This is a genomic window from Rhizobium vallis (genome assembly GCF_003985155.1).
GTDB classification, from domain to species: domain Bacteria; phylum Pseudomonadota; class Alphaproteobacteria; order Rhizobiales; family Rhizobiaceae; genus Rhizobium; species Rhizobium vallis.
This window is the reverse complement of record NZ_ML133693.1, coordinates 95,403-108,344: the sequence shown is the minus strand read 5'-3', so window position 1 is coordinate 108,344 and position 12,942 is coordinate 95,403. Positions and strand designations below refer to the sequence as shown.

7 protein-coding genes are annotated in these 12,942 nt (G+C 60.5%); 4 read left to right on the top strand and 3 right to left on the bottom strand.

Annotated elements, in window-relative coordinates:
- The first annotated feature begins 11 nt into the window (after positions 1–11).
- Both gmd and fcl read left to right on the top strand, forming a co-directional pair.
- Entirely contained in the window at positions 12–1,115 is a 1,104-nt protein-coding gene (gene gmd, locus EFQ99_RS21825; RefSeq protein ID WP_126923306.1) for a GDP-mannose 4,6-dehydratase, read from the top strand.
- Positions 1,108–2,172 (top strand): GDP-L-fucose synthase, encoded by a 1,065-nt coding sequence (gene fcl, locus EFQ99_RS21820; RefSeq protein WP_126923305.1) that lies wholly within the window; start codon positions 1,108–1,110, stop codon positions 2,170–2,172. Before gmd ends, fcl begins: the two co-directional genes overlap by 8 nt.
- Positions 2,173–2,464: 292 nt before the next feature.
- Here the strand turns inward: fcl and EFQ99_RS21815 are convergent, their stop codons facing one another.
- Genes EFQ99_RS21815 through EFQ99_RS21805 form a run of 3 tightly spaced genes read right to left on the bottom strand, consistent with a single transcriptional unit; the run spans position 2,465 to position 6,019 of the window.
- The gene (locus EFQ99_RS21815; protein ID WP_126923304.1) at positions 2,465–2,905 is read right to left on the bottom strand and encodes a hypothetical protein; all 441 of its coding nucleotides are present in this window, start codon (positions 2,903–2,905) and stop codon (positions 2,465–2,467) included.
- Positions 2,902–4,224: a phosphatase PAP2/dual specificity phosphatase family protein gene (locus tag EFQ99_RS21810; RefSeq protein ID WP_126923303.1), complete on the bottom strand. Its 1,323-nt coding sequence runs from the start codon at positions 4,222–4,224 to the stop codon at positions 2,902–2,904. The genes EFQ99_RS21815 and EFQ99_RS21810 overlap by 4 nt, the downstream gene beginning before the upstream one ends.
- A gap of 10 nt (positions 4,225–4,234) precedes the next feature.
- The gene (locus EFQ99_RS21805) at positions 4,235–6,019 is read right to left on the bottom strand and encodes a bifunctional alpha/beta hydrolase/class I SAM-dependent methyltransferase (RefSeq protein ID WP_126923302.1); all 1,785 of its coding nucleotides are present in this window, start codon (positions 6,017–6,019) and stop codon (positions 4,235–4,237) included.
- 200 nt (positions 6,020–6,219) lie between these two features.
- Here EFQ99_RS21805 and EFQ99_RS21800 point away from each other — a divergent pair, with 200 nt between their 5' ends.
- Positions 6,220–6,825 carry a CDP-alcohol phosphatidyltransferase family protein gene (locus tag EFQ99_RS21800; RefSeq protein ID WP_126923301.1) on the top strand — a complete coding sequence of 202 codons (606 nt, stop codon included), beginning with the start codon at positions 6,220–6,222 and terminating at the stop codon, positions 6,823–6,825.
- Between the two features lie 471 nt (positions 6,826–7,296).
- The gene (locus EFQ99_RS21795; protein WP_126923300.1) at positions 7,297–12,942 is read left to right on the top strand and encodes a lysozyme inhibitor LprI family protein; all 5,646 of its coding nucleotides are present in this window, start codon (positions 7,297–7,299) and stop codon (positions 12,940–12,942) included.

Below are 12,942 nucleotides of genomic sequence, written 5' to 3'. Positions count from 1 at the left end.
GGAGGGCAACCATGGATACGGGAATGAGAAAGAACCCAAAAGTCGCGCTGATTACGGGTATAACAGGTCAGGACGGTGCGTATCTGGCCGAAATGCTCCTGGAAAAGGGCTATATTGTGCACGGCCTCAAGCGGCGCTCATCGTCCTTCAACACCAGCCGCATCGAGCATCTGTACGAGGATCCACATGTCGAGGATCCTCGCTTTATTCTGCATTTCGGGGACATGACCGATTCAACGAACCTCATCCGTGTCGTTCAGGAAACGCAGCCGGACGAGATCTACAATCTCGCCGCACAGAGCCACGTTCAAGTTTCTTTCGAGACGCCGGAATATACAGCGAACGCCGATGGAACCGGCACCCTTCGGCTACTTGAAGCAATTCGCCTTCTGGGGCTGACCAAGAGAACCCGCTTCTATCAAGCGTCTACCTCGGAGCTCTACGGCAAAGTCCAGGAAGTCCCGCAGAGCGAAACGACGCCGTTCTACCCTCGATCACCCTATGCCGCCGCTAAGCTCTATGCCTATTGGATAGTGGTCAATTATCGCGAAGCATATGGCATGCACGCCTCGAACGGCATCTTGTTCAATCATGAAAGCCCGATCCGTGGCGAAACATTCGTGACGCGTAAAATCACCCGAGCGGCGGCTGCGATCCATCTTGGATTGCAGGAAAGGCTCTATCTCGGCAATTTGGATGCCAAGCGCGACTGGGGACATGCACGTGAATACGTTCGCGGCATGTGGCTGATGCTGCAACAGGACGAACCGGAGGACTATGTCCTTGCGACCGGCGAAACGCACTCGGTTCGGTCCTTTGTCGACAAAGCCTTTGCCAGGGTGGGCATGCCAATTGATTGGCGTGGGAGCGGGGTTGAGGAGAAGGGATACGACAAGACATCCGGCCGGTGTGTGGTGGAGATCGATCCAGCTTACTTCCGGCCAACGGAGGTTGATCTTCTGATTGGCGATCCAACGAAGGCGCACACGAAGCTTGGCTGGAAACATGAGACCAGTCTTGACCAACTGGTTGCGGAGATGGTTCGCGAGGATCTGAAAGTGATGGCACGAAATGTTCCGTCGGTAGGCGTAACCAAAGGTTTTGCCTATGCCTGAGGTAATCTACAGCCTCGCCGGAAAAAGGGTTTATGTCGCGGGCCACCGCGGCATGGTGGGCTCTGCGATCGTGCGGCGTTTGGCTTTCGAGGGCTGCGAGATTTTGACGGCCACCCGCGCCGAGGTCGATCTCAGACGGCAGGACCAGGTCGAGGCCTGGATGAGTGAGAATCGTCCCGACGCTGTCTTCCTGGCTGCTGCGAGGGTCGGCGGCATTCTCGCCAACGCGACCTATCCGGCCGACTTCCTTTACGACAACTTGATTCTCCAGGCGAACGTCATCCACGCAGCCCACAAAGCGAACGTCGAGAAACTGATGTTTCTGGGCTCGTCCTGCATCTATCCGAAATTCGCCGATCAGCCGATCGTTGAGGACTCGCTTCTGACTGGATTGCTTGAGCCAACGAATGAATGGTATGCGATCGCCAAAATTGCCGGTTTGAAGCTCTGCCAAGCCTATCGCAAACAGCACGGTAGAGATTTCATCTCGGCCATGCCTACCAATCTTTACGGTCCAGGGGACAATTTCGACCTCGGGTCAAGCCATGTCATGCCGGCGCTCATACGCAAGGCGCATGAGGCCAAGATCAACCAGCAGCAAGAAATATGCATCTGGGGTACCGGCACGCCGCGGCGCGAATTCCTGCATGTTGACGATTGTGCCGACGCCTGCCTCCATCTCATGAAAACCTATTCCGCCGAAAGTCATGTGAACGTAGGTTCCGGCGAAGACATTTCCATCCTCGAACTGGCATACCTCGTCTCCAAGGTCGTTGGTTTCGAAGGCAAGATCACGCGTGACCTCACCAAGCCAGATGGCACGCCACGTAAACTCTTGAACGTCGACAAGCTTCGCACCCTCGGCTGGTCTCCCAAGATAGGTCTGAAGGAGGGTATCGCAGACGCCTACCGCTCCTTCCTCGAGGGGCATTATCTCGAGCGAAGCAACGGGACGGTGTCCAGCGACTTGATCGGTCAAAGCGACATCAGTTTTGAGAGAGCCAAGACTTCGGCGCTGCAAGCGCCCACGCTATCTCCAGTCGCGCATCATCCCTAGCGCATGGCGAATTTACGGGGGGGATAATAAGGGTTTGCCTCGGGGGAGGTATATGCTGGGACGGGGCAAATGATGCAACCAGTAGAAATCAGGATTGCAGCGCTGATTTTCCTAATCGTCGCGTGGGCTGTGATTATCGGTGCGGCAATGGATTTTTTTGCGGTCGAGATGCCGATATCGATCGTCGCGCTCCTCCGCAACTAGTTCACCCGACAAAGCATGACACCCGTGATTGCGCGGGCAAGACTTTGCCAGACGCGCGCCGGCAAGCGCTCGCGTGAGCGGCCGCGATTCAACATAGCGGCTGGCCGTCGCTCGCATTGAGCAGAAGGATCGCGAAAATCGCGAGATAGATGGCGAGCGCAAAACGCAGCCGCCAGACGATGCGGCGCGATCCGGCAATCCGCCTCTCGAGGCCAGGCGGCATCCTGTCAGGCTTGCGAAGCCGCATGCGGGACAACAGGTCGTCGACGGCGGCAAGGCCGGCGGCCTCCGTCTCGTGGCTCGATGCGAGGCGAAACAGCAGCGCATCGAAGAGGAGATGGATAGCCAGCGCAAGGACTATCACGCAGAAAACGAGCACCAAGAGCCAGCCGAGCGGTGGGACGAAACCTCGATAACCCCCGGTGATCGGCCCGACAATCAGTGGCAGGAGCGCTGCAATCCCGGAGAATATCGCATTGCGACCGAGATTTCGCGCAACCGCCGAGGCTGTCGTATTCCACTGCGTCATTGCAAGCCCTCCGTCACGGCATGGAGGCTTTCCACGGGCAGATGAACGCGCCACCCCGCCCTTTCGATCAGCCGCAGCGCCTCCGCAGGATCGTTGCAACGTCGGCTGATGAGCAGCCAGCGCACGATGACGCCGGCGCTCCGCTGGAAGCCCAGCGCACAGCAGACGAGGACCGGTCCCTGCTGACGAGCAGCCTCGAGGAGGTTTGCCGCGGCGAGCGTCTGGATCTTGTCGAGGGCTGTAAGATCAAGGGTGGGAAAGCTGCACCAGCGCGCGAGCGCCCCGCTCGGGCGCTGAAGTTCGCCGGTAATGTCGATCACCGTGGCAAAACGGTTGGCCTCGTGGCGACGCGGAAAACGACCGAGATGGACGCCGTCAGCGATCACCACAGATGCCGGCATTCTGCGGGTCCAGAGCCAAACGTTGATGACAGCGCCGAGCCGGTAGGGCGCTAGTAGCCAGCGGCTGGCAAACGCGGCCCGGCCATCGGGGCGTTTCAGGAATATCTGCGGACCGGCGCCGAAGTATCCCACTGCGACGATCGCCAGCCCAACGGCCGGCCAGAGCAAGAGAAGTGCTGCGGCCGATAGAGGAGTAAAGAGCGCTGTCAGGCCGAGAAATGCGGCTGCGCCGCACAGATAGTAGATGCCGAGACGGCGCGACTTCGGATCTCCGCTCATCGAAAAATTCGCAAGAGGAGAACCGGCATCGCGCGGAAAAAGCCAGGCGGCAAATAGACCGAGCAGCACGCCGGTCGGTATGTCCATGACGTGATGTTGCCACGTCGTCATCACGGAGGCACCGATGAGGAAGCACCAGAAGTGCCAGAGAAGCCGGGCCCTGCGCGGCAGCCGGCCGCGCAGATGGTCCCAGATCACCACCAGGAGCGCGATATGGAGCGACGGCGCCTGGTTGAATGGCTTGTCGAAGCCACCGAGGACGGCGAACATGAAACCGGGCAGACCGCTCGTTGCCGGCCGCACGAAGGTTGCTTCGAGCGGAAACGCGATAAAACAGGCGACCGCTATTAACTGGATCGTCAGATAGCGCCTCGCGAGTATATCCACATCGCACGGCGTCGTGTTGATGAACAGGCAGAGCCCGTAGAACAGATTAATCGACCAATATGGAATGATGGTCCACGCAAGGAACGGAATGCCGCTTTCCCATGTGAAGGCGATGTTCGGCACATGGGTGCGTTGCGATGCCAGCCAATTGGCGCCGCCATAGCTGAGATAGAAGAACGGCGCCAGGAAGAGGAGCCAGAGCGCCGCTCGCTTCAGAACCGCCTGCGAAAGAGTAAAACGTGCCCGCCCCAACGCTTTGCCCTCAGACCCTCTCGGCCAGCGAGACAGTGAAAATGCCCCACTGGTCGATGCGCTGTTCAATCTTGCGGAAACCGGCTGCGGCGACCAACTGGTCCATTTCCTCTTGCGTCCGCCGCCGCATCACCCATGCTTCGCCCCCGCGGTGGGACGTCAGGGCGCGGGCGATCATCTCCAGTTGTGGATGCCATGGCTGGTTGGTGTAGACAAGCAGACCACCGGGCCGCATCGTGCGGGCGATCCCGTTAAGCGAAGCGGCGATCATCGCATTGTCGGAAAACAGCTCGTAAAGGCCGGAGACGATTGCGAGATCCGGAGCCGGCGTGATTGCGGCCAGCCCCTCGCCGTCAAAAGCATCCTGCTGGCGGAAGCTCACGAACTCACTCAATCCACGTGCAGCAATGCTCTTGAGGCCAGCGTCGACGTTAATGGTAGAATAATCCTGCAAACGCGCACTGTCGGGACGCACGGCAGCCATCTCGATCGCATCGAGGACATAACGACCGTGCCCGGCCGCTATGTCGAGCATGTTAGTCGTGCGACCATCTGCTTTCAGGCGCTGCAGCGCGCGATCGATCAGCTCCTGCAAGTGCAGCTTGCGCTGCCTGATGCCGCGCCAGCCGATCGCCTCGAGGAATACCTTGTCGATCAAACGCCCGCCGGGACCGAGCCCGCGCGGCTCGTTCTCGTAGACGTAATCGAGCGTCGAGCCGGAATCAAAACCGGTCTTGACGCCGGTCTTGATGCCTTCGGACACCAAGGCGCCGAGCCTGATGTTGAGGCGGCTGAGCGCCCAGTAGATGCCGCGTGGGGATATGGCGTCCAGAGGGCTCGCCAGCCGGTCGGCCTCGTCCTTGGTATAGCCCTGGACATGGGCGGTGCGAAGATCGGCAGGCGCCCGATGCTCGGCGAAACGCGCGTCGATAAAACGGCGGACTTCGGCGAGCGCAATCGCGCGGTCCTTTTCACCAAGCGTGTCATGGTAGAAGCCGGCAAACACATGCCGTTCCTTGATGCGGCTACCGAGATTTTCGTAAAACCGGTGCTGCGGCGTGTGTCGCACCACCCAGTCGCTGCCGGAGATCAGCAGCTGGGTCGGGACGGTGATGGCGCGGGCGTCGCCGACGACGCGGGCCGCAGCCTCATAGAGCTGCACCAGGATGTTGGAGGCAATCGGCCTAGATATCAATGGGTCGGATTCGTAGGAGGCGATGCGCTCGGGATCATGTGTCAAGAACTTGGCCTTGACGTAGGAATTGACGAAGAACGTTCCCTTGAGCCTTTCCCAAAGCGCGATACCTTCTTTGGCAAAAGGCACGTAGAGCTTGACGCTGAAGGCCGGTGAGGCAAGCACGAGTGCACGGATCGGCGGCGCATAGTCGTGCACCCAGGTGGTGGCCAGCACCGCGCCGACGCTCTGCGCAATGACGGCAATGTTTTCGACGGAAATGCCGCTTGTCTCGCTGACATGGCGGACGAAGCAATCGAGATCACGCGCCGAGGCAGCAAAGGATGGCGAATAGCCGCGCTCTCCCGGTGAGCGCCCGTGGCCGCGCGCGTCCCAGGCGTAGAAGGCAAAATCATCGAGGCCGAGCTCGGTGGCGAGATGGGCGACGCGGCCGCTATGCTCGTGGCCGCGATGGAGAAGAATGATTGCGCCCTTCGGTGCAGCGCCGGTCGCAGGCCACGTCCGATAAAACAGTCGAGTGCCATCGTGCGACACAAATTCGGATTCGAGCATTGGTCTGGCCGTCGAGGACGGTTGCACACTATCGGCAGTTTGCAGCATGGTCTTCTCCAATTCTCATGGGTGGATAGGTTGCAACCATTGGCAGAACAGTGATTTACATTCATTGCAAAAGTCTAGTCGCAAATGTAAGTGCTATGCGAGAACCGATAGGAAGTATGGGCTTCCCCACAAGTAAGACGAACTGCACTGCCGAAGCCGGGATAGATTTTTCCGATGCCACGAAATTCCACTGAGGTAGCATGTCCGTATATCAATTGAAGTCCCGATTTCAGAATATTCTTCGCCCTCTGGTGCGCTCCCTCGCGTCACGAGGCGTCACCGCCAATCAGGTGACTTCAGTTGCTGCCGCCGTTTCGGTTGCATTGGGCCTTTTTCTGAGTGTCGCCCCGCTTCCACATTGGTTCCTGCTGGTGCCTGTATGGTTTCTCCTGCGGATGGGCCTCAATGCCATCGACGGCATGCTTGCTCGCGAACATGGGCAGAAGAGCATTTTAGGCGCGTATCTGAACGAGATCGGTGACGTCGTGTCGGATGTCGCCTTGTATTTGCCGTTTGCGCTCATCGATTCGAACGGCTTGATGCCGGCAATGGCCGTCATTTTCCTCTCGGCGTTGACGGAATTTACCGGTGTTCTGGGTCAAACGGTCGGGGCAAGCCGGCGTTACGACGGGCCATTGGGCAAGAGCGACCGTGCGGTGCTCTTCGGCGCGCTCGGCATCTTTGTCGCGGCGGGTGGTACGTTTGCAGGATGGACTTCGTGGCTTTGGGCCGTTGTGGCTCTGCTTCTCGTATGGACGATCATCAATCGTATCAGCGCCGGCATTCGCGAGGCGGTCGCCCGATAGCGAGCGGACCGCCGATGCTGCCGTCTCGTCCATCGGCAGATGTTACCCTGAAAACCGTATGGCTGCACCCCCGACTATTCCTCGGGATGACCCTGAGCGGGGTAGGCTCGGCGGTATTTCGTATGGAGGCTTGGAGAATGGCGCGCGTGTTTCGGTCCATGTCCAGTGCGGCCCAGTCCAAGACACGCTGATCGGGAATGCATAAAAGGAGTTTTGAAACAGAAAGAATTTTGCCTGTAGGAACAGCAGGCTTTTCTTCGAACCGTCTTGATGAACACCAGAGCGAAGAGGCGAAATTTTCGCGCAGATCTGGTCCGTAGAAGTTGCCGGTCTCGCTCCCGCGAGTCCCACCGTCAAAGTTTTAGTTCGTTTGGCGGTTCTGAGACTTGTTGCACCCGCTGAGGCGCTCTTGTCTTGATCAAAGATAGTTCATATTGACTAGCGTGCCGGCACTTAAGAAACGAGATATCCATGGCTTTCGCTTCCCGTCTGCGTGTGCTTGTTGCCCTTGGTTTTTGTCTCTTTTCGACGGTCTGCGCTGCGCAATCCTTTGATTGCAGCAAGGCGCAGACCGTTATTGAAAAGGCGATTTGTGCCTCTCCTGACTTGATCGTTCAGGATACTGACTTGGCGGCTTCCTATCATCAGGTATTGACCGATCTCGGAGGCGACCAGACGAAGCTGAACGGCTTGCGCCAGCAACAGCGCCGCTGGTTGGCAGGGCGCAATAAATCCTGTGTCGAAACCGATCCGGCCGGCCTGTCGAAATGCCTGACGGCAATCTACCAGGCACGAATTGCCGAACTGAAGGCAGCAAGCCCGTCGGCAAACCGAAATGCGCTCGACTCTGATCCGACAGCCAAGCCTTCAACGTCAACCGCAGCTGAAACGCCGGCGCAGGGAACGCAAGATGCAGTGGCGCCATCGACGATCGGTGCACCACAACCCGCTTCCGTAAAAGCCCAGCCCCGGCCCGTGTCGCAGCCGCATTTGGCATTGGATCAAATGCCTGCCGATCGGGACGGCAGTACCCTGCTGACCGTCGACACGCCCGGCCACATCGCCATCCGCACGCAAAGCACCTCCGGCATGGCACTTCAGCTCGTCGATATGATCGCAGGGCCCGGAGACCGCATGGGAGCAGCCGGCGTCAGCGACGGCCGAATCGATGCGCTGCTCGACAAAGGCACCTACAAGATCCGCGTGTTCGGCGCCCCGGGAGTAGTCGGCAACGTCAAGCTTACCGCACAGGCCTATCAGGAGCTTGAACAACCCGACGCCGCGTTGACCTCCGCCACATCAGTCGATGCCAATCTGAGTGATCTGCAACAACGATCCTATTGGATCGACATTCCCGATTCCGCGCGCGTCGATATCGAGGCCGTTGGCCGGTCGCTTCGGGATCTGCGCTTGTGGCGAAACGGCACTGATATTGCCGCTCTCTCGCCGAAAATATCGATCTTCGAACTGAAACCGGGGCTGCCGATGACCCGGGCCACGCTGAAGGGAACGGTCGAGCCCGGCCGCTACCTCGTGACGGCCTATGGTGGCCAGAAGCTTGTCTGGACCAACTCGGACGCCGCGGAGCCATTCCATATCCGCACCGGTACCCAGGTGTCGCTGGCCGGAGGAATTGCCGAAGGCGTCATCGGGCCTTTTGGCTCGGTACGTTTTGAAGCTCCGGCGGATCTCGATACATTCCGTCTCGCGCTGCCGCAATCGGCACCGGCCACGCTCCGGGCCGGTCGGATATCCAATGCGGCGACTTCTTTTCAAAGTGCTGCTATCGGCAAGTCGAATCGTGAACCGACGGCCACGCTGACACTTTCGACCGATGGCCAGCCGAGCATCGTCGAGGTCTCGGGTTACGAAGGCCAGCATTTCCAGGTCCGAGGGCTGCGGTTCAGCAGCCAGATCCGATTCGACGGTTCGGTTCCCAATCTCATCAGTCTCGACGTTGCCGGCGAAGGCGGCGACGAGATTCCGGCCACAGCTTTGCTCCTGCGCCAGGATGCCAGCGGCAAAGCCACGATTGTCGCATCCGACGTGCCTCATTTGAGCCCGGGCGAGGCGTGGCGACGGCGTTTCAACTTACGCGGCCCGACATCGCTGTTGTTCGAGATGACGCAGGCGGGTCCGATAGAGATCCGTAGCGCGGGCATCGCCGTGCAGGCTGAGATCAGTCCGATATTGACTGGCAATGAGCCGCGTGCCGATGGCCAAAACTCCGGTCATTTCGATCTGAACGCCGGCTACTATCTGCTCCGCGTGGTCCCCGACAACGATGCAGTGGGGATCGTCGATCTCACCTTCGGCACACCAGGCCTTACACCGCCGGTCCAGGCGGCAGCGCCGGCGCGCACGACCATTTCATTCGGCATCCGGCCAGCCGAAAAGGCCACAAGCTACGTGATCATCACCAATACAGCTCCCGGCTTGCTGACCGGACCTCGTGCCGTGGCCCTGCCGGCGGATCTGCAGGCGCGTCCACTGGCGCTGTGGCAGCCTGTGGACGCTGCGGCGCATCCGGAGCCGCTGCAAAACCAGCCAATGTCCAATATTCCAGCGCCCGTGCCGCGGAGAAAAGGCGCTGCCGCTGATGACGCGAACGCTCTCTCGCGGCCGGCATCACCAGCGGATTTGCGTATTGACGTCCGTGTGCCTGCCGGCGGGACGATCACCGCGGCGGACATGCACAATGCGCCTGTCGCTTTCGCCACCAGTAACCAGCGAGCAGACGTCAAGGGCCGAACTTTGACGCTGCGCTTCCCTGCACCTTCCGCTGCTCGCTCCATCCTCGTCAGCTGGCAGCCGGATCCCGCTGCGGCGCAAGAGAGCACACCGCCTACTCCCGCATCCCCGCTGATTGCCGGACAACGCCAGTTTCTCGATCTCGCCGAAAACGAGCAGAAATCCTATCGGCTCGACGTCGCCGAAGGAGGGCTTTATCGCATCGAGACCCTTGGCCGCCTGCAGACGTCGATAAGCCTCGGCACATCATTCCTGCCGGGACTGGGAGAAGCGTCCGACAATGGCGATGGCCATAACGCGCTGCTGCAAACCTATCTGCGCGCGGGAGCCTACCAGATCGATGTTTCCGCTCAGAATTCTGCTGGCCATCTTGGCGTCGCCGTCACCCCGGCATCGCTTTTGACGGCGGCAACCCTGGTCGCCGATGGTACCAGCCGCGGAATCCTCTCCGGCGGACGCGGCGCCATCGTGCCGATCGAGATCGCCAGCGCAGGCTCCTATCAGCTTGATCTCTATTCTCTTGGCGGCGATCTCACGGCTCGCCTGGAGGATGCGGAGGGGTGGCCGCTCACCGCGCCGGGTTCGCTCTCCAGCCTTACTGAGGATTTTACGCCCGGGCACTATCGCCTCGTGATCTTGCCACGCGACGTCGACACGCGCTTTGTCGCGCGACTAAGGCCCATGATCGAGCCGCCGCAACTGCAGGGTCACGGACCACATCCATTGACCTTCAATCAGGCCCAGGCATTTCAGTGGCGCGAGCCTCAAAGCAAGGGCGAGGCGCGCGTTCCCGATAGCTGGGCTTTCGATCTCCAGGCCGACGCGGATGTCAGCATTGATCTGACCGAAGGCATGATCGGCACTTTGGTACGCGACGATAAGGATCAAGTCGCCCGCTTTGTCGCCGCACCGCAATTCAGTGGTAAGTTGAAGGCCGGGCGCTATCGGATCGATCTTATGAGCCTCGCCCATGATGACCGGCTGGATTATCAGATTACCTTGAACACCGAGGATTTGCAGCCCGGCGAGGCGCGTTTCGTCAACCTTCCGGCAGAGCTTCCCTTCAATGTCGAGAATGATCGCGTCGTCAGCCTCGGGACGTACGGCCGCAGCGAAATCAAGGGCGTGCTGAAAGACGGGAATGGCACCGTCCTCGAACGCCTCGCCGGCCGCAGCGATGATTGGAACATTACGCTGTCCACCCGTCTGCCGGCCGGATCCTATACGCTCTCCCTCGATCAGGCGGCAGCGTCGGGCACGGGCAGCAGCCAATCGGACGAAAATTCCGACGATCAGGATGCTGACTCCAATAGCGACGACCAGGAGGCAGCCGGCGACGATCCTGCCGATGTCTCAGACATTGAGATTCAATTCGCCCTGCCGCAGGAGCAGCAGCAGCCGGCGCTCACCGACAACGGCATCGCGGAAGTCGACGGCGCTTCCGTCTTTGCGTTTCCGCTGCCGGCCAATGCAAAGGATCAACTGGCGCTGCTGGCGGCGCAGTCGACCAGCGATCTCGTTCTCTCCGTCGAAAGGCGGGAGGCCGATGGCAATTGGAAGCCGCAGGCCCTTGCCCGTGGCCGCATGCCCGTTATCGCCTGGCCCGGGTCCGAGAAAGAGGCGCAATGGCGCGCATCGGTCTGGACCCTTGACGGCGGAACCGCGCCTATCAAGATCGCCGCGCGCAGCATTGCCCGTGATATGCACGAGCCCGGCGACGTCGCCTTGGAGCCCTTGAGCATCGACGGCCTTGGCCTCTCACTGAACGTCGCACTCGCGCATGCACCATCGGCGGGCCTTATGGACCTTGGCGCCACTGCGGACCTGCTTGTAGGCGCAAGCGCCGATCGCCCGCTCACGGCGGCCACTTCGGGACTTTTCGCTCCGCAATCGGATCGTCTATGGCTGGTCTCCCGCGCGGCAGGCCACGTGCAGGTAAGCCCTGCGCAGTCCGATGCGGAGATCGCGCTGACGCTTGCGCCGGGAGATCAGGCAATTGTTCCAGCCACGCCTTCGTTACCAGGCAAAGTAAGGTTGTGGCGCGCGGAATCGGCGTTTGGACAGCCGGGCCTGACGACCGGGCGCGGTATGGGCGTCAGCCTCAACAGCGCGGCTGCCCTTGCCGACAACCAGGATCTTCATGTCCGGAACGCCGCAAGCGACGAAAGCCTGCAGATGCGGTTAAGGCCAATCGATGCGGCGGCCCTCGAGGCCGTGCAACTGAACGGTACCTATACGGCAACAATTCCTGCCCTCAGCGCGCGGCCGGTGAAACTTGCAACCGGCGTGAAACGGCTCACGCTCGACCTCGCGCCGGGGATCGCTGTGGTTTCCGCCCCTTCGGCCTCTCAATTGTTGAACGTCTGGTCCGGCGCGGCTCCGCTATCGCGCAGCATCGCAACGTCCGCCGAGGAAATCTGGCTCGTCAATCTGGGGGGCGATGCCGGATCGGCCCGCGTTAGCCTCTCGCCCGGACAGGCCGTTACCCTGGGTAGCAATGAGGTCAAGCGCCGCTTCTTTGGCACGGTCGGATCGGAAGAAATCGCGGTTGATGCCGTGGCAGGAGATGTCCTCAACGTCTCCGGCGGCGCGGCGACCTTTGTCGGGGCCGATGGTCGGGTCTCCCGTGGCGACAGCATTACGGTGTCCGGACCCGGCCAACTGATCGTCGATCATGGTGCCGGGCTCGTCGCCTTGTGGCTGGAGCGTGACGGCCAATCACCCTGGCCCAAGCCCGAACCAAAATCGATGACCCTGCCGCAGAGCGTGACGCTTGAGGGTGCGGCCATGGCCTTCCGTCTCAATCCGGCCCAGCCGTTGGTGCTCGACGTCAGCACCGACGCCCCTGTCATCGTCGGTCTCGAGCAAAATGGTCACCGAGATTTGCAGCTGTTTCCAACGGGAGCTGAATTCCACCGCTACCTCGCGGCAGGTGACGCGATTCTGACGCTTTATTCCACGCATGAAGGCCCTTTGTCAGGCAGCCTGAACGTGTCGGCAACACCAGTCGTCCCGGCGAATGACGGCATCGGCGCTCCGGTCGTTCTTGCCCCGGGCGCGACGGCTTTGTTTGGCTTTGAGGTCAAGAACAACAGCAATATCGGTGTCGGTCTGCGCTCGGATCCGGACCTTGCCGTCGCCCGCCTGCTGGATGCGAAGGGCCAAGTACTCGGTGAAGGTATCAATCAGCTCAGGCAGCTTTCGGCCGGCTACTATCTGCTGGAAGCGCGCGCTCCGGCCGATGCGCCGACGCTTGTCGTCAGGCCTGCGGTGGTGGGATTGTCTCCGCCGCCCGCAGGTCCGCCGCCTGAAATTATCAAGGACTATCTGCAGCGTGCCGGTTTGAAGCCCACGGGATCGAAGTGA